At 64.0% G+C, this 21,509-nt stretch carries 25 protein-coding genes; 13 read left to right on the top strand and 12 right to left on the bottom strand.

The features are described 5' to 3' along the window. Positions 1-46: 46 nt before the first annotated feature. Together JG747_RS03135 and argB are read left to right on the top strand one after the other, a co-directional pair. Positions 47-1,543 (top strand): amidase, encoded by a 1,497-nt coding sequence (locus JG747_RS03135; RefSeq protein WP_202361125.1) that lies wholly within the window; start codon positions 47-49, stop codon positions 1,541-1,543. A 162-nt stretch (positions 1,544-1,705) separates the two neighbouring features. After that, positions 1,706-2,599: an acetylglutamate kinase gene (gene argB, locus JG747_RS03130; protein WP_038651183.1), complete on the top strand. Its 894-nt coding sequence runs from the start codon at positions 1,706-1,708 to the stop codon at positions 2,597-2,599. A 37-nt stretch (positions 2,600-2,636) separates the two neighbouring features. Here argB and bchE read toward each other — a convergent pair whose 3' ends face one another. Both bchE and JG747_RS03120 read right to left on the bottom strand, forming a co-directional pair. Continuing rightward, complete coding sequence (bchE, locus tag JG747_RS03125; RefSeq protein WP_202361124.1) at positions 2,637-4,169, bottom strand: magnesium-protoporphyrin IX monomethyl ester anaerobic oxidative cyclase; 1,533 nt, start codon at positions 4,167-4,169, stop codon at positions 2,637-2,639. Between the two features lie 112 nt (positions 4,170-4,281). After that, positions 4,282-4,758, bottom strand: a complete 477-nt coding sequence (locus JG747_RS03120) for an Lrp/AsnC family transcriptional regulator (RefSeq protein ID WP_202361123.1) — start codon at positions 4,756-4,758, stop codon at positions 4,282-4,284. Positions 4,759-4,897: 139 nt separating this feature from the next. Between JG747_RS03120 and phhA the strand changes: the two genes are divergently transcribed. Then, positions 4,898-5,734, top strand: coding sequence for a phenylalanine 4-monooxygenase (gene phhA / locus JG747_RS03115; protein ID WP_202361122.1), 837 nt, complete (start codon positions 4,898-4,900; stop codon positions 5,732-5,734). A gap of 65 nt (positions 5,735-5,799) precedes the next feature. Here phhA and JG747_RS03110 read toward each other — a convergent pair whose 3' ends face one another. Further along, positions 5,800-6,204, bottom strand: coding sequence for a VOC family protein (locus JG747_RS03110; RefSeq protein ID WP_038651191.1), 405 nt, complete (start codon positions 6,202-6,204; stop codon positions 5,800-5,802). A gap of 102 nt (positions 6,205-6,306) precedes the next feature. On the opposite strand from JG747_RS03110, the gene JG747_RS03105 reads away from it, so the two are divergent. Continuing rightward, positions 6,307-6,939, top strand: a complete 633-nt coding sequence (locus JG747_RS03105; RefSeq protein WP_019862450.1) for a TetR/AcrR family transcriptional regulator — start codon at positions 6,307-6,309, stop codon at positions 6,937-6,939. A gap of 50 nt (positions 6,940-6,989) precedes the next feature. On the opposite strand, the gene JG747_RS03100 is transcribed toward JG747_RS03105, so the two are convergent. Beyond that, positions 6,990-7,487: a MarR family winged helix-turn-helix transcriptional regulator gene (locus JG747_RS03100; RefSeq protein WP_019862451.1), complete on the bottom strand. Its 498-nt coding sequence runs from the start codon at positions 7,485-7,487 to the stop codon at positions 6,990-6,992. 95 nt (positions 7,488-7,582) lie between these two features. Here JG747_RS03100 and JG747_RS03095 point away from each other — a divergent pair, with 95 nt between their 5' ends. Both JG747_RS03095 and JG747_RS03090 read left to right on the top strand, forming a co-directional pair. After that, positions 7,583-7,750, top strand: coding sequence for a hypothetical protein (locus JG747_RS03095; protein WP_010912744.1), 168 nt, complete (start codon positions 7,583-7,585; stop codon positions 7,748-7,750). Positions 7,751-7,752: 2 nt separating this feature from the next. Then, complete coding sequence (locus JG747_RS03090) at positions 7,753-8,964, top strand: FAD-dependent oxidoreductase (RefSeq protein ID WP_202361121.1); 1,212 nt, start codon at positions 7,753-7,755, stop codon at positions 8,962-8,964. A gap of 43 nt (positions 8,965-9,007) precedes the next feature. Here the strand turns inward: JG747_RS03090 and JG747_RS03085 are convergent, their stop codons facing one another. From JG747_RS03085 to JG747_RS03075, 3 genes are all read right to left on the bottom strand, one after another. After that, positions 9,008-10,447, bottom strand: coding sequence for a GMC oxidoreductase (locus JG747_RS03085; protein ID WP_019862453.1), 1,440 nt, complete (start codon positions 10,445-10,447; stop codon positions 9,008-9,010). Beyond that, positions 10,444-10,641: a hypothetical protein gene (locus JG747_RS03080; RefSeq protein WP_027047606.1), complete on the bottom strand. Its 198-nt coding sequence runs from the start codon at positions 10,639-10,641 to the stop codon at positions 10,444-10,446. The genes JG747_RS03085 and JG747_RS03080 overlap by 4 nt, the downstream gene beginning before the upstream one ends. 184 nt (positions 10,642-10,825) lie before the next feature. Next, positions 10,826-11,587, bottom strand: coding sequence for a GGDEF domain-containing protein (locus tag JG747_RS03075; RefSeq protein WP_019862455.1), 762 nt, complete (start codon positions 11,585-11,587; stop codon positions 10,826-10,828). A gap of 162 nt (positions 11,588-11,749) precedes the next feature. Here JG747_RS03075 and JG747_RS03070 point away from each other — a divergent pair, with 162 nt between their 5' ends. Next, positions 11,750-12,478, top strand: coding sequence for a pyrimidine 5'-nucleotidase (locus tag JG747_RS03070; RefSeq protein ID WP_019862456.1), 729 nt, complete (start codon positions 11,750-11,752; stop codon positions 12,476-12,478). A gap of 55 nt (positions 12,479-12,533) precedes the next feature. Here JG747_RS03070 and JG747_RS03065 read toward each other — a convergent pair whose 3' ends face one another. Then, complete coding sequence (locus JG747_RS03065; protein WP_027047607.1) at positions 12,534-13,379, bottom strand: LOG family protein; 846 nt, start codon at positions 13,377-13,379, stop codon at positions 12,534-12,536. Between the two features lie 225 nt (positions 13,380-13,604). Between JG747_RS03065 and dapD the strand changes: the two genes are divergently transcribed. The 4 genes from dapD (at position 13,605) to JG747_RS03045 (ending at position 16,156) form a co-directional block, all read left to right on the top strand. Continuing rightward, positions 13,605-14,459 (top strand): 2,3,4,5-tetrahydropyridine-2,6-dicarboxylate N-succinyltransferase, encoded by an 855-nt coding sequence (dapD, locus tag JG747_RS03060; protein WP_069090686.1) that lies wholly within the window; start codon positions 13,605-13,607, stop codon positions 14,457-14,459. 72 nt (positions 14,460-14,531) lie between these two features. Further along, the gene (locus JG747_RS03055) at positions 14,532-14,885 is read left to right on the top strand and encodes a DUF805 domain-containing protein (protein ID WP_019862459.1); all 354 of its coding nucleotides are present in this window, start codon (positions 14,532-14,534) and stop codon (positions 14,883-14,885) included. Next, positions 14,878-15,255, top strand: a complete 378-nt coding sequence (locus JG747_RS03050) for a DUF805 domain-containing protein (protein WP_019862461.1) — start codon at positions 14,878-14,880, stop codon at positions 15,253-15,255. Before JG747_RS03055 ends, JG747_RS03050 begins: the two co-directional genes overlap by 8 nt. A gap of 127 nt (positions 15,256-15,382) precedes the next feature. Continuing rightward, positions 15,383-16,156 carry a hypothetical protein gene (locus JG747_RS03045; protein WP_019862464.1) on the top strand — a complete coding sequence of 258 codons (774 nt, stop codon included), beginning with the start codon at positions 15,383-15,385 and terminating at the stop codon, positions 16,154-16,156. On the opposite strand, the gene JG747_RS03040 is transcribed toward JG747_RS03045, so the two are convergent. Beyond that, a complete protein-coding gene (locus JG747_RS03040) occupies positions 16,059-17,111 on the bottom strand; it encodes a 2-dehydropantoate 2-reductase (RefSeq protein ID WP_202361120.1) in 1,053 nt (350 codons plus the stop codon). The two genes, JG747_RS03045 and JG747_RS03040, sit on opposite strands and share 98 nt — an antisense overlap. A gap of 125 nt (positions 17,112-17,236) precedes the next feature. On the opposite strand from JG747_RS03040, the gene dapE reads away from it, so the two are divergent. Both dapE and JG747_RS03030 read left to right on the top strand, forming a co-directional pair. Beyond that, on the top strand, positions 17,237-18,430 hold the full coding sequence (gene dapE / locus JG747_RS03035) for a succinyl-diaminopimelate desuccinylase (RefSeq protein WP_202361119.1): 1,194 nt from the start codon (positions 17,237-17,239) through the stop codon (positions 18,428-18,430). Positions 18,431-18,435: 5 nt separating this feature from the next. Further along, a complete protein-coding gene (locus tag JG747_RS03030; protein WP_019862467.1) occupies positions 18,436-19,068 on the top strand; it encodes a hypothetical protein in 633 nt (210 codons plus the stop codon). 108 nt (positions 19,069-19,176) lie between these two features. Here JG747_RS03030 and truA read toward each other — a convergent pair whose 3' ends face one another. From truA to fmt, 3 genes are all read right to left on the bottom strand, one after another. Beyond that, positions 19,177-19,926 carry a tRNA pseudouridine(38-40) synthase TruA gene (gene truA / locus JG747_RS03025; RefSeq protein ID WP_202361118.1) on the bottom strand — a complete coding sequence of 250 codons (750 nt, stop codon included), beginning with the start codon at positions 19,924-19,926 and terminating at the stop codon, positions 19,177-19,179. A 121-nt stretch (positions 19,927-20,047) separates the two neighbouring features. Then, complete coding sequence (locus JG747_RS03020) at positions 20,048-20,554, bottom strand: GNAT family N-acetyltransferase (protein ID WP_019862469.1); 507 nt, start codon at positions 20,552-20,554, stop codon at positions 20,048-20,050. Beyond that, a complete protein-coding gene (gene fmt / locus JG747_RS03015; RefSeq protein WP_202361117.1) occupies positions 20,551-21,504 on the bottom strand; it encodes a methionyl-tRNA formyltransferase in 954 nt (317 codons plus the stop codon). The genes JG747_RS03020 and fmt overlap by 4 nt, the downstream gene beginning before the upstream one ends. Between the last annotated feature and the right edge of the window lie 5 nt (positions 21,505-21,509).

The raw sequence follows: 21,509 nt of genomic DNA, 5'->3' as shown, positions 1-21,509 counted from the left end.
CAAGGGATCAGCCGCTGGCTAGCTTGGCGGGAACGGGGAGGCGCCGATGTCGGTCGAACGCATTCTGTGGCAAGAAGACGCCACCGGCCTCGCCGGTCTGGTGCGCAAGGGCGAACTGTCGGCGATCGAGTTGACCGAAGCGGCGATCGCGCGCGCCGAGGCCTCAAGGCCTGAAATCAATGCCACGGCCGAGCCGCTCTACGAGGCCGCGCGGGCGCGGGCGAAAACCATGGACCGCTCGCTGCCGCTGGCCGGCGTGCCCTTTGCCATCAAGGACCTCGGCATCGCCATCAAGGGTGTGCCCTCGCATGGCGGCAGCCGCATTCCGGCCTCGGTGCCCGACGTCAATTCGCTGATGACCGACCGCTACCTTGCCGCCGGGCTGATCCCGATCGTCACTTCGACTTCGCCGGAGCACGGGTTGCGGCTGATGACCGAATCCAAGGCCTTCGGCATCACCCGCAATCCCTGGAACACCGGCCACACCAGCGGCGGCTCATCGGGTGGCGCGGCGGCCCTCGTCGCTGCCGGCGTGGTGCCGGTGGCGCATGCCTCCGATGGCGGCGGCTCGATCCGCGTGCCTTCCGCCTGCACGGGCCTGGTCGGCCTCAAGACCTCGCGGGGTCGAATCCCGCTGACGCCGCTGGTCAGCGAAAGCTGGTACGGCATGGTGGTCGATCATGCCGTCACCCGCTCGGTGCGCGATAGCGCGCTGCTGCTCGACCTCACCCACGGTCCCGACTCCCTGTCGCCCTATGCGGCACTGCCGCCAAAGGGCACGTTCGCCGCCGCCGCCGCGCGCGATCCCGGCAAGCTCAGCCTGGCCGTCTACCGCAAGTCGCCGCTTGGCCTGCCGATCTCGGCCGAGACGATGAAAGCGCTCGACACGGCTGTGGCGCTTGCGCGCGAGGGCTGCCACACCACCGTGGAAATCGACCTGCCCTTCATCGGCCGCGATTTCATGGCCGACTTCTGCAGGACGGTTGCTTCCGCCGTCGCCGGCACGCTGCGGGCCGAAGCGCTGCGCGTCGGCCGTCCCGTCACCGGCGACGTCGAGCGCGCCACGCGGGTGCTCGGCCGGTTGGGCGAAATGGTCTCGGCCGGCGAAATCTATGCCGGCCTGCAGCGGCTACATGCCACCTCGCGCCGGATGATCGAGGAAACCGCGCAATATGACGCTGTGCTGATGCCTGTTATCGCGCACCCGCCGCTCGCCTGCGGCGCCATGGACCCGAAAGGCACCGATGAGCTGGTCGAAAACCTTCTCGACAAGCTTCACCTGACGTCTTTGCTCAAGCTGAAACCCTTGTTCGGCCAGCTGATGGACAAGAGCCTTTTGTTCACGCACTGGCCGGCAATCCACAATGTCAGCGGCCAGCCGTCGATCGCGCTGCCCGTCCATGTCACCGAGGCCGGCCTGCCGCTCGGCATCCAGGCCGCCGGGCGCCCGGGCGACGAGGAGACGCTTTTGTCCTTCGCCGCGCAGATGGAGAAGCTTTCGGGTTGGCTGAAACGGCGGGCGCCGCTCATGGTGCCGTCATGATGACGAGGCCGTGAACGCGGCGAATATGACAGCAATGCCATTTGCCCCCCGGGCCAAATCCCGCTAAGACGCCGCCGTCTTTACCTGATGCATGTCGCCCAAAAGTGCCCGGCGGTTTTGGAGCAACGACATGCATAAACCAAAAAGCCAGGGAACCGCCCGATGACGGACATCGCCGCCACCGCCGAAATGCAGGCCGCCCTGCTGTCGCGCGCTTTGCCCTACATGCAGCGCTACGAACACAAGACCGTCGTGGTGAAATATGGCGGCCACGCCATGGGCGACATCGAGCTCGGCAAGGCCTTCGCCCGCGACATCGCGTTGCTGAAGCAGTCCGGCGTCAACCCGATCGTCGTTCACGGCGGCGGGCCGCAGATCGGCGCCATGCTGACCAAGATGGGCATCGAATCCAAGTTCGAGGGCGGCCTGCGCGTCACCGACCAGAAGACGGTCGAGATCGTCGAGATGGTGCTGGCCGGCTCGATCAACAAGGAGATCGTTGCGCTCATCAACGCCGAAGGCGAATGGGCGATCGGCCTCTGCGGCAAGGACGGCAACATGGTGTTCGCCGAAAAGGCGCGCAAGACCATGATCGACCCCGATTCCAACATCGAGCGCGTGCTCGATCTCGGCTTCGTCGGCGAGCCGGTCGAGGTCGACCGCACGCTGCTCGACCTCCTGGCCCGCTCCGAAATGATCCCGGTGCTGGCGCCGGTGGCGCCGGGCCGCGACGGCCACACCTACAACATCAACGCCGACACTTTCGCCGGCGCCATTGCCGGCGCCTGCAAGGCCTCGCGCCTTTTGTTCCTTACCGACGTGCCGGGCGTACTCGACAAGAACAAGAAGCTGATCGACGAATTGACCGTCGCCGAGGCCAGGGCGCTGATCAAGGACGGCACGGTCTCGGGCGGTATGATCCCCAAGGTCGAGACCTGCATCGAGGCGATCGAGCGCGGCGTCGAAGGCGTGGTCATCCTCAACGGCAAGACGCCGCATGCGGTGCTGCTCGAACTCTTCACCGAACACGGCGCCGGCACGCTGATCGTGCCTTAGTCGGCCTCAGCCGGCTAATCTTCTGGCCGGCAGCCCGCTATTTGGAGGCGGAAAGCTCCGGCTTGCGCGGCTGTCGCGCGACGATCATCGATTCCTCCTCCGCGTCCTGCGGCGCGCCCCAGAATTCGGCAAGCGTCGGACCGTCCTTCACCCTGCCATCACGGGCCAGGAAACCCCAGACCTCGCGAAACCAGACCCGGCGGCCCATCTTGGTGTACCAGCGCATCGAATGCCGTTGCTCGGGATCGGGGTGGAACAGGATGCGCGCCAGCGCCTTCGGCCGCGATTGCACGGCGAGCTCGATGAGCTTGACGCTGAAGAACAGCATCCACGGCTTCAGCCGCGTCATCTGCAGCACCTGGTGCTTGTAGTCCCACAGCCGGGCATCCTTCTGGATCACCTTGCGGTCGCGCGCGATGCGGAAGAACGGCGTCCAGCGATGCGGCGTCACATAGAGCGCCTGGATCTGGTCGGGGTCATAGGCGATGAGCTGGCGAAAGCCGCGCCACAGGTCGCGAAACCCCTCATCCTCGAAGCCGGCCACCCAGGTCGCCATCGACAATATGCCGTGCTTTCGCAGCAGCCTTATCGCCTCGCGGTCGGATGAGGTGCTGCCGCCCTTGCGGATCAATTGCAGCGTCTGCTCGTCGGTGTTCTCCATGCCGAGCAGCCAGCGGATGACACCGGCCTTGCGGTAGAGATGCAGGATGTCGGCGTCGCGCACGATGTCGTCGGCGCGGGTCGAGCCGACGATCAGCACCGGCACGTTCTCGGCGATCAGCGCGTCGAGAAAGGCGCGCCACGCCTTCTTCGAAACGGTCGGGTTCTCGTCGGCGAGGTTGATCAGTTTGACGCCGTGCTCGCGGTGCAGCCAGGCGATCTCCTTGGCGAATTTTACGGGATCGCGGTGCCGCCATCGGGTCCAGAAACCGCGCTGGCCGCAATAGTTGCACAGATGCGGACAGCCGCGCGAAAACTGCATCACCACGGCGCGCTTGCCGCCCCAGTAACTATATCGGCCGTGGTCGATCAGCTCCCAGCCGACGCGGTAAGCGTCGAGATCGGCGATGGTCATGGCGCCCTGCGTGGCAAAGGGACGGCGCAGATCGTCACGGAAGGCGATGCCGGCGACGCTCGCCGGCGGCTGGTGCATTTCCAGCGCCTCGACCAGCGCCACGACGGTCGCTTCGCCCTCGCCGCGCACTATGAAGTCGAAGACGTCGGTCGCCGCCAATATGTCGCGCCAGTGGTAGGTCGGGAAGACGCCGCCATAGATGACGATCGTCGCCGGCTCGCGCTGCTTGATCATCTTGGCGATCAGCAAGGCGGTCGGGTGCGCCGAGGTCGAGCCGGAATGGCCGATCAGGACGAAGTCCGGAAAGCAGTCCAGGGCGTCGCGCACCACCTTTTCGAGCGGCATCGGCCCGAGTTCGGCATCGACGAGCCGCAAATCATGGCCGGCATCGATCAGCGGGCCGCCGATCGCCAGCAGGCCAAGCGGCGGCAAATGATCGTCCGGCACCCGGCTGCCGATGGCTGTGTGCGGTGGATTGATCAGGACGATTTTCATGGCGGACCTCTTAGGCAGTTGGTCCGCATATGCTGGCCGGCGATCTAGCCGCCCAATTGGCCCGTTTCAGCAGTTTGCGTGCAGCTTTTCCGCAGGAGCGCTGGAGATGGCGCTACTTCCTGAGATGCGCGAGCGGCACGTGGCCGGGCCCCTTGATGTTTTGCAGCACCAGCTGCGTGTGGACGTCGCGCACGCCGTCGAGCCGCATCAGCCGGTGCATGACGAAGGCGTTCAGCTCGTCGACCGAAGGTACCATCACATGCAGCAGGAAGTCGTGGTCGCCGGTCATCGTCCAGCACGAAGACACCTCGTCCATGCGCTGCACCGCGGCAATGAACTTCTCCGGCGAGCCATCGCTGTGGCTGACAAGGCGCACCTGGATGAACACCTCGACCGTCAGGCCGACCGCGCGGCGGCTGATCACCGCGGCAAAACCCTTGATGACACCTGCATCCTGCAGCGCCTCGAAGCGCCGCGCGCATGGCGTCGTCGACAGGCCGATCTCTTGCGCCAGTTCCGAGACAGGCTTGCGCCCGTCGCGTTGCAGTACATCGAGCATCTTGATCTCTAAATCATCGAATTGAGGCATTTTCACTCCTCGGATGCGGATTGTGAGTGAATATTATCCCGAACATTGCTGATGAGCCATCATCAAAACCGAATTGCCTCGCCAAATCCGGTTATCCTATGGACACGTCTGCAATTGCCGATTTGCGAGGAGAAAAACCATGACGACGATGAGTGTTGCCGAATATGCCCGCGATTGCGCGGCGCAGGGGTTGCGCGGCGACTATTCGGTCTGCCGTGCCGATTTCACCGTGGCCCAGGGTTATGACTACAGCGACGAGGAACAGGCGGTGTGGCGCACTCTGTGCGATCGCCAGACGAAGCTGACGCGCAAGCTCGCCCATCATTCCTATCTCGACGGTGTTGAAAAACTTGGCCTGCTTGACCGCATTCCCGATTTCGAGGACGTCAGCGCCAAGCTGCGCAAGCTGACCGGCTGGGAGATCGTTGCCGTGCCGGGTCTTATTCCCGCCGCCCCCTTCTTCGACCATCTCGCCAACCGCCGCTTCCCGGTCACCAACTGGCTGCGCACCAGGCAGGAGCTCGACTACATCGTCGAGCCGGACATGTTCCATGATTTCTTCGGCCACGTGCCCGTGCTGTCGCAGCCGGTCTTCGCCGACTTCATGCAGATGTACGGCAAGAAGGCCGGCGACATCATCGCGCTCGGCGGCGACGAGATGATCACCCGGCTCTACTGGTACACGGCCGAATACGGCCTGATGCAGGAGGCCGGCCAGCCGCTGAAGGCCTTTGGCGCCGGCCTGATGTCGTCCTTCACCGAATTGCAGTTCGCCGTCGAGGGCAAGGACGCCCATCACGTGCCTTTCGACTTGGAAATGGTGATGCGCACCGGCTACGAGATCGACAAGTTCCAGCGCGCCTATTTCGTGCTGCCGTCCTTCGACGCCTTGCGCGACGCTTTCCAGACCGCCGATTTCGAGGCGATTGTCGCGCGCCACAAGGACCAGAAGGCGCTCGACCCGGCGACGGTCTAAAACGCAAAGCGCGTCGCATGAATCCGTTTCAACGCGACGCGCTTTGGACGCTTTGATCCGCGGGGCTATTGCATGGCGGCAGGGTTCATCCACAGGAACTCCCAGACGTTGCCGTCGGGGTCTTCGATGTGGCGGTTGAACATGAAGCCGAGGTCCTGCGCGGGGTTGGGATCGGCGCGGCCACCGGCCGCCACGCCCTTCTCGATCGTGGCATTGACCTCGTCCTTGCTGCCGGCGGTGAGCGCGATCAGCATCTGGCTGTCGCGCCTGGCGTCGCCGATCTGGCGCGTCGTGAACTGGCCGTAGTGCTGGTGCGTCAGCAGCATCACCCCGATCGAGTCGGAGAACATGATCGAGCTGGCCTGGTCGTTCGAGAACTGCGGATTGAGCGTGCCGCCGATCGCGAGATAGAAGTTGGTCGCCGCCTGCAGATCGCGCACCGGCAGATTTATGAAGATCATCTTGGTCATCGGTCTAAGCCTTGCCTTTGTTGACAGGTACTAGTCAGTCCAGTACCGTTTCATGGCTACCATGCGGGAACGGTACCGTCTAGTACTGGCCAGGAGAGCGCCTTGAAAATCGACGGTGAGACCAGATCGGAACGCAAGGATCGCGAGATCATCCAGGCCGCCACGGCGGCGTTCATCGGCAAGGGTTATGACGGGACCAGCATGGAGGAAATCGCTACCAAAGCGGGGGCCTCCAAGCAGACCGTCTACAAGCATTTCACCGACAAGGAGACGTTGTTCGGCGAAGTCGTTCTGTCAACCGCTGGCCAGGTCAACGATATTATCGAGTCCGTGACGACGCTGCTTTCCGAGGCGAAATTCATGGAAGGCGGCCTGCAGCAGCTTGCCCGACGTCTGATAGCGGTTCTCATGGACGAAGAGTTGTTGAAGCTGCGGCGCTTGATCATCGCCAACGCGGATCGAATGCCGCAGCTTGGCCGCGCTTGGTACGAAAAAGGTTTTGAGCGCATGCTTGCCTCGACGGCGTCCTGCTTTCAAAAGCTCACCGATCGAGGACTGATACAGACCAGCGATCCCTATCTGGCAGCCAGCCATCTTTTTGGAATGCTTCTTTGGATCCCCATGAATGAAGCCATGTTCACGGGAAGCAACCGGCGCTCCAAAGCCGAACTGGAACGGCACGCGGATGCCTCGGTGGAGGCATTTCTGGCCGTCTATGGGGTCCAGCCGAAATAGTCGCGTTCCCCGCCGACATTGCGGTAACGCCGCGAACAAAAAATGCGCCCCTATCGCCCTGAGGTGTCCGACCCCTCGGCTTTCAGCCGCGCAAGCTGGGCGCGCTGCAGGTCGAGCGCGGCGTTGACGAAGCGTGATATGGTCGCGAGTTCGGCGTCGCTGAAGGTGGCGATCACCTTCTCTCCCTCCTTGGCGATGGCGCCGTAATAGCGCGCCGACAGGTCCCGCGTCGCCTCGGTCGCTTCGATCACCACCTTGCGCCTGTCCTCGAGGCTGCGCGTGCGCGTCAGCAGCCCGCGTGCCTCGAGCCGGTCGATCAGCGCCGTCACGGCGGCCGGCGTCAGCCCGGTCGCGGTCGCGATCGCGCCGGCCGATTGCGGGCCGCCATAGAGCAGTCCGATGCAATGGCGCTCGGCCATGTTCAGCCCGAGCCTCGCCCCCACCGCCTCGTCATAGGCCTGCGTGGCGTCCTGCCATTGCATCACGGCAAGGCCGATCGCGGCCGCGATTTCGTCGCGATACCTGCTTGACGAATTTATTTCGATCATCTAACTATCAATCCGTCTAACATTTAGACTGTCGCAGCAATATGCGGCCGTAGCACCGACAAGGCAAGAGCCGGCCGCCGACAAGGAGTGAAAAAATGAGCTTGATTCAACAACGTACCCCTCTCTCCCACGAGGATGAATTCAAATACGCCAAGCTGGCGATGGAATGGTATGGCTGGGGTTCCCCCATCGGCCTCGGCATCCTGCTCGTGGCGCTGGCCGCCGCGGCGGTGCTGGTGCGCATCGCCATCTACGGCCTGTGACCATGGCCGTCACCACCCCCTCGGCATTGCTGGTCGCCATCATTGGCGCCGGTGTTGCCGGGCTGGCCCTTGCCGTCATGCTTCGGCGGCAGGGGCTTGCCGTCCGCCTGTTCGAGGCGCGGTCGCGCGAAGCGTTGAGCGAAGGCGCCTTCCTCACTCTGGCCCCCAACGGCATCAACGCGCTGCGTGCGCTTGGGCTCGCCGAGCGGGTAAGCGCGCTGGGCATTCGCACCCTTGGCTTCGAGATCATGAACGCCGCCGGGCGCCGGCTCATCCATCTTGACGAGCAGCTATCGATGCGCGAGGCCGGCGCCGAAAGCGTCACGTTGCGGCGCTCGGACTTGCTCGGCGCGCTGCTGGATGAGGCGCTGGCGCTTGGCGCCGACATCCGTTTTGGCCATGCGCTCGCCGAAATCGAAGACCAGCCTGATTGTGTGCGCCTTGCCTTCGGCAATGGCGTCACGGTCGATGCCGCGTGGCTGGCCGGTTGCGATGGCGTCTGGTCACGCGTCCGTCGCGTCTGTTTTCCAGCCTCCCCGGATCCGGTCTATACCGGACTGACCGGCGTCGGCGGCGTGGCGGAACTGCCCTTTGTCGAGTCGACCGACGGCCTGATGCATATGGTGTTCGGCAAGAAAGCCTTCTTCGGCTACATGAAACCGGATGACGGACCGGTGTTGTGGTTCTCGTCCTTCCCGCTGGACGAGGATGCCGCCCTGGTTCGACCTGATCCCCTGCATTTGGCGGCAACCGTTCGCCAGTTGCATGCCGGCGATCCCCGGACGATCCGCCAGATCGTCGACACCGTCACGCAAATCCCGCGCGCCTACCCCGTGTTCGACATGCTGCATCTGCCAAAATGGCACACCGGCCGGGTGGTCCTGCTGGGCGATGCCGCGCATGCCGTCGCGCCGCATTCCGGGCAGGGCGCGTCGATGGCCATCGAGGACGCCGTCGTGCTGACCGCGTGCCTGGATGCGACACCATTGCCGGCGCAGGCCTTCGCCGCCTTTCAGGCGCTGCGCCAGGACCGCGTCGAGCACATCGTCAAGGTCAGCCGGCGGATCGGCGCGCAAAAGCAGGTGAAAGGCCGCGTCGCTCTGTTCCTGCGTGACCTCATGTTGCCGTTCTTCGTCCGCTTGGGCGCACGCACGAACCGCGCCATGACGCGTTACCGTGCCGACCTGACACCGCTCGAAAAACCGTCGACCTGACTGGATTTCCGCGCCGGTCGCGGGCGCGGAAGACCCCAGCCGTTCAGACAGCGATCACCTTGCTCAGATGATCGCCCAGCCGGCAGGCCAGCGCGGTGATCGTCGTCGTCGGGTTGGCTTGACCGGATGTGCAGAACACCGAGGAGCCACCGACATAGAGATTGTCCATGCCGTGCACCTTGCAGTTGGCGTCCACAACACTTCTGGTGATGTCGGTGCCCATGCGCGTGCCGCCCATATGATGGTGGCCAGCGGTCTCCTCGTCGGTCGGATAATCCTCGCCATTGGCAATCCAGTCCATGAGACGGACACGGCCGAGATCCTTTTCGATGAGCGTCGTGCCGAACAGCTTCAGGCCTTCGACTAGCGTGCGGCGTTCGAGCTCCGATTTCTTCCAGTGCAGCGCGATGCGCGGCACGCCGGCATGGTCGACATCGGTCTTGGACAGCTCGATCTGGTTGGAGGCCAGCGGCGCCTGTTCCCAGGCGACGTAGAGCTGGGCCGCGCAGCGCAGGTTCTGGCTGAGCTGATAGGCAACCCATTCGGCCATGTCGGGCGCCGTGCAGGCGAGGTCGGCAATCACATGCTTGACGCCGGCATAGGGCGTCTCGATCAGCCGGATGCCGAAATTCATGATCCGCAGGCGCTCCATCGCGGCAAGCGTCGGCGAGAAGAAGGCCTCATTGACGGCATCGACCTCGAACTCACCGTAGTCGGCCAGGATGGCATTGCCGCCCTCGAAGGTCGGGTGCTCCATCCAGTAGCGGCCAAGTGCCGTGGCGTTCGGGACGACGCCGCCGTTGGAGCGCTGGTTCGACCACAGAAGCAGCCGCGAATTCTCCAGCCCGCCGGTGCAGACGATGAAATAGTCGGCACTGAAAGCGCCCGCGTCCTGGCCGTTGGACCATAGTTTGGCGCCGTTCACGCGTTTGCCGTCGCCGGCAAGCTCGGTGGCATAGGTGTTGAGCACGACGGCGATGTTGCGGCTCTTGTCGAGCTCGTCGGCGAATTTCTCGCCGAAGCGCACCGCCGGGCTCTTGATCAGCTGCACCCAGCGAATGTCGTCCGAGATCGGCACATCGGGCCGGAAATCGGGAAGTTCGAGAATATCGTGCACCTCGGGCAGATAGGGCTCGATGTCGGCACGGCGGATCGGCCAGCCTGTGTCGGGTGCCCAGGCCTTCGGCTCGAAATCCTGCTTGTCGAGCACGCGGCACCAGCCGGCCCAATGGTTGGAGCTGCCGCCCATATATCGCAGCCGGGTGATGTCGAGGTCGAAATAGAAATCGCCGACCGTGGTGCCGCGGTAGAAATCCTGCGACTCGTCGCTGAACTCCCGCGAGCCGGCCTCCAGCACCACGACCGGGATGCCGGCGGCGCCCAGCTTGCGGGCAATGGTGGTGCCGGCCGGACCCGAACCGAGGATGCAGACCTTGGGTTTGAAGTTGGCGGCGCGATACGCCTCATAGCTGTCGAAGATCATGCCAGGTCGCTCCGCTTCAGGATCCAGCCATTGACCTCGACGATCTCATTCGGGTCGTCCGGTGATGGATCGGACCTTGAAGGACCGGCACGGGCCGCGTCGGCTTCAGGCAGCTTGCGGAACAAGGACAGGGCAGGCAGGGCGATCAGCGCCTGCACGAGCGTGCGGCGCGACATTTTTTTGAAGAAACTCATGCCAGGTCTCTCGGATAGGGCCTCGATGCGCGCATGACAATCCCCGAACGGCACACGCATCGTCACAGAGGCCAGTATCGTGCCAAGCCCGGCCCCAAGGCGTGAAAAGGCGGGCAAGCGGTACAACCGAATGCAAACAGGGTTAGAAATTCCTTAACGGGCGAGGTGTGCCGGACCGGCCGGCTCACGCGGCCGCGGAAATGTCCGTATCGAGAATCGTCAGGTTGCGGCCGCCATGCTTGGCCTGGTAGAGGCGCCGGTCCGCGGCGCGCATCAGCTCCGATACGTTGACGTCCTCGCCGCACACGGTGCCGCCGATGCTGACGGTCAGTGGAATGGTGCGTTCGTCCACCGGCCGGAAGCGGATCAGCTCGACTTCGCGGCGAATGCGCTCGGCGACACGCTTGGCTTCCTGCTCGGTGGCGCCGACCAGAAAGGCGCCGAATTCCTCGCCGCCGATGCGGCCAAGCACGTCGCCGCTGCGCACGCCGCGCTCGATGGCGCTGGCGATCAGCAGCAGCGCGTCGTCCCCGGTCAGGTGGCCGAAACTGTCATTGATCTTCTTGAAATGATCGGCGTCGATGATCAGCAGCGCGCCGCGGTCGGACTTGCGCCGCGAACCGTCGAGCGCGGCGAAGAAACTTTCCCGGTTGAGCATGCCGGTCATGTCGTCGCGGCTAGCCTTCTCCGACAGGCGGCGGTGCGCGGCTGCAAGCTGGGCGTGCGCCCGGGCCAGTTCGCGGTGCGCGTTTTTCAGCCGGTCGCTCTGCCAGAAGGTGCTGGCGCAGGCCACCCATGCAAGCACCAGCGGACAGAGCGTCGAACTCAGCCAGATCGTTCGGTTGACCGGGAATCCCAGGGCCGGAACGATGATCAGCGTCAGAAGAAGCGAGGCGGCGACGGAGGCGAAAGCGATAGCGGCGGATTTCAGAATGATGCTGTTCATCGCGGGCTCCCCACAGGACTGTCTCTGTGCCAGCAAGCCCTGAAGGCCACCTTTCCCGGTTGCATAAAATTTGAATCGTGCGGCCATTTCTGCCACTAAAAGCGCGTGGAAGTTGTGGATAAAGTCTCTTTCAGTATCCGCGTTTCATGCCATAAGGAGCGCATGACCACGCAGCCTGATCCCGCCCGCTTCGCCCATGTCACCGACTGGGTGTTCGACCTCGACAACACGCTCTATCCGCATCATTCGAATCTGTTCTCGCAGATCGACGTCAAGATGACCGCCTATGTCGGGGAACTGCTGTCGCTGCCGCGCGAGGAGGCGCGCAAGCTACAGAAGGAGCTTTATCGCGAATATGGCACGACGCTGAACGGGCTGATGACACGCCATGGCATCGATCCCGATGATTTCCTCGAGAAGGTGCATGACATCGACTATTCTTGGCTGGTGCCCGACCCTGTCCTGGGCACCGCCATCCGCCAGCTCCCCGGCCGTAAGTTCATCTTCACCAATGGCGACCGCCGGCACGCCGAGCGCACCGCGCGCCAGCTCGGCATCCTCGACCATTTCGACGACATTTTCGATATCGTCGCCGCCGGCCTCAATCCCAAGCCCGCGCGCCAGACCTACGAGAAGTTCGCCGAGCTGCATGCCGTTACCGGCCACAATGCGGTGATGTTCGAGGACCTCGCCCGCAACCTGGAGGTGCCGAAGGCACTGGGCATGACCACCGTGCTCGTCGTGCCGCGCAATTTCGAGCCGACCTTCGCCGAGATCTGGGAACGCGACCCCGCGCAGGAAGACGACGTCGATTTCGTCACCGACGATCTGGCGGGGTTTCTGACGGCGATAGTTGCGGGAGAACAGGCAGTAGGCAGTAGGGGAAATTGATCTGGAAGCAGCGACTGCAAACGCCTTATCCTCCTACTGCCTACTGCCTACTGCCTTACTCCCCCAACTTGTAGAACCGGCTGACAATCCCCCAGGCTTCGTCGGCGGTGTCGACGAAATCGATGATGTCCTGGTCGCCGGGGCTGATCGTGCCTTGCTCGGCGAGGAAGTCGAGATTGATCGCGCGTTTCCAGAACGATTTACCGAACAGGATCACCGGCACGCGCTCCATGCGTCCGGTCTGGATCAGCGTCAGCGTCTCGAAGAACTCGTCCATCGTGCCGAAGCCGCCGGGAAACACGGCCACCGCCTTGGCGCGCATGACGAAATGCATCTTGCGGATGGCGAAATAGTGGAAGTTGAAACACAGCTCCGGCGTCACATAGGCGTTCGGCGCCTGTTCATGCGGCAGCACGATGTTGAGCCCGATCGACGGTGCGCCGACATCGTCGGCGCCGCGGTTTCCCGCTTCCATCACGCCGGGGCCGCCGCCGGTCACCACGACATATTCGCGGTAATACGAGGCGGCCGATTGCTGCGAGCACAGGCGGGCGAATTTGCGCGCCTCCTCGTAATATTTGCTGTTTTCCTCGAGGTTCTTCTTCTGCGTCTCGTTCTTGGCCGCCCAGGCCACGCCGCCGGGTTCCGGCAGGCGCGCGCCGCCAAACAGGATCACCGTCGATCGGATGCCGCGCTCGGCCAGGATCATTTCCGGCTTCAAGAGTTCGAGCTGCAGACGCACCGCGCGCAATTCGCGCCGCGTCATGAAGTCGGGATCGTTCCAGGCAAGCCGGTAGGTCTCGGCCCGCGTCTGCGGCGTGTCCGGCACGCTTTTCGACCGCTCCAGATCCTCGTCCGAATGCGGCAGCGGCGTCCACCCCGCCTTTTCCATAGGTGTCATCAAATTACCCGTCCAAATTTCCTTGACTGCGCCGTCCCATGACGCAGGTGCGATTGACCCTCACTGAGCCTTAACATAAGCAGGTCGCGCAAACGTGTCCGGCGGTTTTGCGACAAGAACCTGCTACATGCAAAGACCCAGGCAGACGAAGCATGCCTGCGGTCCACGCGACGTCAAAACAGGTTAAGGCGCAGCCCCTTAACAGCTTGGTAATGGAGCGAATTCATGTCGAAGCCCGATCTGGCGAGCCTCGAAAAGACCATCGAGAAGGCCTTCGACGAACGCGATACGATTTCGACCGCGACCCGCGGCGAGACGCGCGACGCCATCCAGTCGGCCCTCGACCTGCTCGACCGTGGCACGGCGCGCGTCGCCGAGCGCCAGGCCGACGGCAAGTGGCACGTCAACCAGTGGCTCAAGAAGGCCGTGCTGCTCTCCTTCCGGCTCAACCCGATGGAGATCATCAAGGGTGGCCCGGGCCAGGCCGTCTGGTGGGACAAGGTGCCGTCCAAGTTCGATGGTTGGAGCGCCGTCGATTTCGAGAAGGCAGGCTTCCGCGCCGTGCCGTCGTCGATCGTGCGCCGTTCCGCCTATGTCGCTCCGGGCGCCGTGCTGATGCCATCCTTCGTCAATGTCGGCGCCTATGTCGATACGGGGACCATGGTCGACACCTGGGCCTCCGTCGGCTCCTGCGCCCAGATCGGCAAGAACGTACATCTGTCGGGTGGCGTCGGCATCGGCGGCGTGCTGGAGCCGATGCAGGCCGGCCCCACCATCATCGAGGATAATTGCTTCATCGGCGCGCGTTCAGAAGTCGTCGAGGGCTGCATCGTGCGCGAAGGCTCGGTGCTCGGCATGGGCGTCTTCATCGGCCAGTCGACCAAGATCGTCGACCGCGCCACCGGTGAAATCTTCTACGGCGAAGTGCCGCCCAATTCGGTGGTCGTCGCCGGCTCGCTGCCGGGCAAGCCTTTTCCGAACAACGAGCCCGGCCCCGGCCTCTACTGCGCCGTCATCGTCAAGCGCGTCGACGCCAAGACCCGGTCCAAGACCTCGATCAACGAATTGCTGCGCGATTGATCTTTCCGCAAAGCGGGCGCACCTTCCGCCGACGCGACAATCCGTCGCGCTGGTTCGACATGGAGGGGTGACATGGACTGGAAATATCTGCTCACAAGTTTCGACGGCCGCATCAACCGCGCCAAGTTCTGGGCCTGCGTTGGCATCATTTTCGTTGGCGCGGTCATCGCGATGATCCTCGACAACATACTGGGCACGACATTCAACCAAATGCCCTACGGCTTTATCTATTTGCTCTATGGGCTGGCCATGCTCTATTCGGTCTTCGCCGTCTACGCCAAGCGCTGGCATGATCGGGGCAAGTCCGGCTGGTGGAGCCTGATCATCCTGGTACCCTTTATCGGCGCGATCTGGTTCCTGGTGGAATGCGGCATTCTCGAAGGCGCCAGGGGTGCCAATCAATACGGACCGGACCCGCTTGCCTGACAGTTCAAATCTCACCTGGCTTTTCTTCAAGATATCGGGCCGCGTCAGCCGCGCGGCCTATTTTCTTGGTGGCCTGCTCGTCGCCATCATCCAGGCCTTCCCGCTCTACCGCTTCACGCTGGTGCCGGAAGGCTCGGCCGAGAGCAATATGTGGTCGTTCATCTTCTTCATCGCCTTCATTGCCTCGCTATGGTCGAACATCGCGCTGGCGGTGAAGCGGCTGCACGACCTCGACAAGCCGGGCATTGCCGCGCTGATTCTGTTCGTACCGGTCGTCTCGATCGTCGCCTTTCTTGTGTTGTGTCTGTTTCCAGGGCAGCCTGGACCCAACCGCTATGGCCGGCGCACCAACGAGCCGGCACAACCCTAGAGCCGGATGATTTCAGGTCGAATCGACCTGAAATCTGAATTCGTCTCTAAATCAAAGAGATAGAGCATGATGCCGTCCGAAAACCGCTTCACATTTTTCGGCATCATGCTCTGAGGGCCGATCGGACATGCGCTACCGCACGCTTGATCCGAAACTGATCATCGAGACCGCCGAACGGCTTGAAGAGCGCGTTGCGGAACGGTTTCCCCAGGCCGGGCTGCGCGGCGTCGCCGCCGAACTGGTGTCGCTGTCTCGCGATCTGGCTAAGGCGGCCCAGGCGCTCGAAGCGCCGATCTGGTGGCTGCGCGGGCTCATCATCGCCGCCGTCCTCGCCGGCGCGTTGATCTTCCTGTTCGTCGGCACCATCCTGCCGCTCATCCACATCTCCCAGGCTGACGATGCGGTGCAGTCGGTGCAAGGCATCGAAGCCACGATCAACATGATCATCCTTGCCGTGCTCGGCCTGCTGGCGCTGATTCGCACCGAGGAGCGCATCAAGCGCAAGCGGGTGTTTCGCCAACTGCACGGTCTGCGCTCGCTGATCCACGTCATCGACATGCATCAGCTGACCAAGGATCCGGCGGCTCTTTCGGCCGATTTCAGGCCGACGGCGCATTCCCCGGCCCGCATCACCAATGCCGCTGATCTCGCGCGTTACCTCGACTATTGCTCCGAAATGCTGTCGATCACCGGCAAGATCGCCGCTCTGTTCGCGCAGTCGGTCAATGACGATGTCGTCATCGACGGCGTCAATGACATCGAGAACCTGGCGTCCAACCTGTCGCGCAAGATCTGGCAGAAGATCACGCTGATCGAGAGGCACCCGGCGGCACAACCTGTTCCGGCGCCAGGCCGGGCGAGCCAAGCCGTGCCGCTTCCGCCGCGCGCACCAAAGCGGTAACGCTTTTCAGGAGCGGCACCGGCGTCCCCGTTCTCTGGGCGAGGCCGAGCACCGCGCCTTGCAGCTCGCCGATCTCCGTCGGCCGGCCTCGCTGCAGATCGTCCCACATCGACGAGCGCGCCTGAGGATCGATCGCCAGCATGCGCCGCGCCAGCAGTTTGAACAGCCAGTCAGGCAGCCGCAGCACTTTCGGCAGCAGCGCCGGCCGCAGTCCGGCGATACGCGCCGGCGCGATGCCGGAGGCGTTCATCGCCCGCAGCGCCTCGTCGATCTGGCCGGCCAGGATCAGCCGCCAGCGACGATCGGCGAGTTCGCGCGCCAACGGCAGGTCCGACAACGCCACCAGCGCGTTGTTGAGGTTCATCAAAAGCTTGCCCCACAGCACAGCCTTCATGTCGCCATGCGTCTCGACCGCCAGCCCTTCAACATCGAGAACACCGGCGACATCGAGAAGGCCGGCAAGGCCGCCATCCTCTATCATCACCTTGCCCTCGCTGGCGCGGTGGAGGCGCAGCGGCAGCTCGCCGTCAAGCGATTGCACCACATTGAACGGCACCATGCCGGCCAGCACGGTTCGCTGGCCAGACCTGGCGCGCAGCCTGTCGGCGTTGTCGACGCCGTTCTGCAGGCGGATCACCACCGCATCGGGTCGGGCATGGGCCTTGATCAGCGCCGCCATCTCCTGTGTCGCGCCGCTCTTGACGGTCACCAGGATCACATCCGCCTGCGGCAGAGCGACGGCGGGATCGGCGGTGACCCCGAGCGCGTCCGGCTTGACCAGGCGATCGCGGCCTTCAAGGTCGCTGACACGCAATCCGCCCTGTCGCAGCGCTGCCTCGATGCGCGGCCGGGCCAGCAGGACAACCTGCCGCCCGGCGAGCGCCAGGCAACCGCCGACATAGCAGCCGATGCTGCCGGCGCCTGCGATGACGATCCGTTTTTCCCCGTCTGCCATCTCTTGCTCCGCACCGGCCCGACTATACGACATGAAAACCATAATGTCGGCGGCATCGTCTGCCATTGCGCTGGCCCCTATGTCTGCCCGTGACAGGCCCTCAGCTTTCGACTATCGCTTTTGCCATGACGCTGCCGACCGACCCCGCCGCAAACCTCGCCGCCCTTATCCGTTGTGCCTCGGTGACACCAGCCGAAGGCGGCGCGCTGAGCGCGCTGGAAACGATGCTGAAGCCGCTCGGCTTCCTGGTCGACCGGCCGGTCTTTTCGGAAGACGGCACGCCAGACATCGAGAACCTCTATGCAAGGCGGTCCGGCAACGGTCCGCATCTGATGTTCGCCGGCCATACCGATGTCGTGCCGGTCGGCGACGAAGCCGCCTGGACGCATCCGCCTTTCGCCGCCGAGATCGCCAATGGCGAGATGTATGGCCGTGGCGCCGTCGACATGAAGGGCGGCATTGCCTGCTTCGTCGCGGCGATAGCGCGCCATGTCGAGAACAATGGCGGCCCCAAGGGTTCGGTCTCGCTGCTGATCACCGGCGACGAGGAAGGCCCGGCCATCAACGGCACGGTCAAGCTGCTCGAATGGGCCGCTTCCAGGGGCGAGAAATGGGATGCCTCGATCGTCGGCGAACCGACCAATCCGGATGCGCTCGGCGACATGATCAAGATCGGCCGGCGCGGCTCGCTGTCCGGGTCGATCACGGTCAATGGCCGCCAGGGCCATGCCGCCTATCCGCAGCTTGCCGACAATCCGGTGCGCGGCTTGATGGGCCTGGTCGACGCCTTGCTGCATCCCGTCTTCGACAAGGGAACCAGGGATTTCCAGCCGACCAATCTGGAGGTCACCTCCATCGATGTCGGCAACCCGGCCACCAATGTCATCCCCGCCAAGGCCACCGCGACCTTCAACATCCGCTTCAACGACACCTGGACGGCCGAGACCGTCCAGGCCGAAATCCACAACCGGCTCGACCAGGCGGCGAAGCGCAAGAAGTACCGGCCGGGCAAGAAGACGCCGGTCGACTACGACCTTGTCTGGCGCGACCGGCCAAGCCATGTTTTCCTGACCCGCGACGACAAGTTGGTCGACACGCTTGCCGGTTCGATCAAGGCGGCGGTCGGCAAGAAGCCGGCGCTGTCCACTTCGGGCGGCACATCGGATGCGCGCTTCATCAAGGATTACTGCCCGGTGGTCGAGTTCGGTCTGGTCGGCAAGACCATGCATATGGTCGACGAGCGCGTCGCCCTTGCCGATCTCGAAACGCTGACGCGGATCTACCAGCGCTTCATCGAAGACTGGTTCGGGCAGGGCTGAGCAGCATGCTTTCGGCGGATGAAACCCAAGCTTCGCTGACCGGTGCCTGGCGGCTGATGCTCGGCAAGGCCGACGGCCTGCGCCTGCTCGACCTGTCGGCCGACGGCTTCTGGAATTCCTTCTTCGCCATCGTCGTTGCCGCGCCGGCGCTGATCGTGGGCTGGGTCGGCATCGCCAACCAGATCGGCGATCCCGACGCCTTCGTGGGCCGTTTCGGCATGCTGTTGCGCCTGGCGACGGTCGATATCGGTTCCTGGGTGCTGCCGCTGGTCGCGCTCGCCTTGGTCGCGCCGCGCGCCGGCATTGGTGGGCGCTTCGTGCACTATGTCGTCGCCAGCAACTGGGCCTCCGCCATCACCGCCTGGCTCATGCTGCCCTCGGCGCTGATCAGGCTTTTCCTGTCGTCGGCAAGCCAGGTCGCGAGCCTTGTGTCGCTGTTGCTGTTTGCCTTGTCGATGGCGCTGACCTGGCGCATGACCAATGCCACAATCGGCAAGGGCGCGGCGGTCGGCACCGCCGTTTTCGTCGGCATGTTCATTGCTTCGCTGCTGGTGCTGTTCGGGCTGCAGATACTGCTTGGCATCACCGTGCCGGACGATATCGGGGCTCAGAGCCTTTCCGGACCGTTCCCGGGGTAGAGCCTGCCTGGCTCTACCGGGGTAGAGCCTGCCTGGGCTCTGAATAGCGGCTACGGACTCTGTTCTGAACAGAGCTTCTGGGCACTGTTCAGAATAGAGCCTGCCGGCTCATCCGGGATAATCGACGCCAATGAGGAAAAGCCCGTCGGGCGGCGCCACCTGGCCGCAGGCGGCGCGGTCGCGCGCTTCGAGCGCCGCCTTGAGGTTGGCCTCGGTCCAGCCGCCATCGCCGACGCGCTTGAGCGAGCCGACCATGGAGCGCACCTGGTTGTGCAGGAAGGAACGGGCCGAAGCTCTCACCTCGATTATGTCGCCCGCCCGGCTCACATCGAGCCGTTCCAGTGTCCGGACCGGACTGTTGGCCTGGCACTGGGTCGAACGGAAGGTGGTGAAGTCATGCCGGCCGAGCAGGAGTTTCGCGGCCTCGTGCATGGTGCCGGCATCGAGCCGCTTCGGCACCCACCACACCTTGCCCTTTTCCAGCGCCGCGGGCGCGCGGCGGTTGAGGATGCGATAGAGATAGTGGCGGCCGGTGGCTGAGAAGCGGGCGTCGAAATCGTCGGGAACGATCGCCGCCTTCAGGATGGCGACATGCGCGCCGGCCGCCTGCAGATGGGCGTTGACGGCATCGCGCACCTTGTCGCCGGGCCATGGCTTGGCGAGGTCGACATGCGCCACCTGAGCGGTCGCATGGACGCCGGCATCGGTGCGGCCGGCGGCGCGCAGCCGCACCGCCTCGCCGCAGAATTTCTCGATCGCCTGCTCGATCGCCTGCTGCACCGAAGGCTGGTCGGCCTGGTGCTGCCAGCCGGCAAACAGGCTGCCGTCATATTCGATGTCGAGGCGAAAACGCGGCATTTGCGGCTAGAGCTCTCGCCTTGAGCAATTCCTGGAAAAGTGTGAAACGGTTTTCCGTCCGGAATTGCGTTAAAACAAAGAGGTAGAGCAGGTCACCGTTTCCATGAAACGGTGGACTGCTCTACGCGGCGAGAGCGGTGAAGGCGGAAGCGTAGACCAGCCTGCCGGCCTCCGGAGCGTCGCCCCAGGCCAGCGCCTGCAGCGCCTCGCCTTGGTACTCACTCTCGAATTTTTCGGCCCGCGCATGGCTGTAGCCGAAACGGCCGTAATACGCCGGGTCGCCCAGCACCACGGCCAGCGTCTCGCCGGCATCCTTCAGGCGAATATGCGCCTCGCGGATCAGCGCGCCGCCAATGCCGCTGCCATGGAACGAAGGTTCCACCGCCAGCGGCGCTAGCGCCACGGCCGCGAAGCTCTTGCCGCCATTCTGGACGAACAGCCGGGAAAACAGGATGTGGCCTACCGCCTGGCCATCTTCTTCCGCCACCAGTTCGACGACGGCGTCGCCGCCGGTGACCAGCGCGTCGACCAGCCCGGCCTCCGCCTGCTGGCCGAATGCATGTTCCTCGACGAGGCGAATGGCCTCGCGATCCCGCGGCGTCGCCGCGCGTATCGACATCATGCTCATGAGAACTTCATTCCTTTTACGATCTTGGCTCCGCGCAGGAACTCCGACGCGGCGGCGGGCTTTCCGCCCGCACGTTGAACTTCGACCAGCCTGATCGCGCCTGCCCCGCAGGCGACCGTCAGCCGGTCATCGAGAATTCCTCCCGACTCGCCCGAACCTTCCGAAAGCGACAGGCCTTCGGATAGTGTCGAGCGAAGCAGTTTCAGCCGTTCCACGCGGCCGCCAATGTCAATTTCGGACCAAGCGCCGGGAAAGGGCGACAGGCCACGAAGATGGTTATGGACCTCGGCCGCGGGCCGCGTCCAATCCACCCGCGTCTCGGATTTATCGATTTTTCTGGCGTAAGTCACCCCTTCCGCCGCTTGCGCGGTAAATGTCAGGATGTTCCCTTCCAGCCGCGCCAGCGCTTCCACCATCAGGGCAGCACCAACGCTCATCAACCGATCATGCAGATCGCCGGCTGTCATATCGGGGTCGATGGCGCATTTTTCAAGCAATCCCACCGGACCGGTGTCGAGACCCTCTTCCATGCGCATCACCATCATGCCGCTTTCCAGGTCACCCGCCATGATGGCGCGCTGGATGGGGGCGGCGCCGCGCCAGCGCGGCAAAAGCGATGCATGGCCGTTGATGCAGCCAAGCCGGGGCGCGTCGAGAATTGCCTTAGGCAGCAGCAAACCATAGGCCACGACCACGGCGATATCGGCCCGCAGGGCGCTGAAAGCAGCCTGCTCGGCCTCGCCCTTGAGGGAGGCCGGCGTCCGCACCGCGATGCCCAGACGCTCGGCCTCGCGCTGTACCGGCGACGGCGTCAGCTCCAGCCCGCGCCGGCCGGCCGCGCGTGGCGGCTGGGTGTAGACGGCCGATACCTCATGTCCGGCCTCGGCGATCGCGCGCAACGTCGGCACCGAAAACTCCGGCGTGCCCATGAAGATGACGCGAAGGGGCATTCTTT

The organism is Mesorhizobium sp. 131-3-5 (assembly GCF_016756575.1).
In the GTDB taxonomy this organism is placed as follows: Bacteria; Pseudomonadota; Alphaproteobacteria; order Rhizobiales; family Rhizobiaceae; genus Mesorhizobium; species Mesorhizobium jarvisii.
This window is presented reverse-complemented; position numbering and strand designations above follow the sequence as displayed.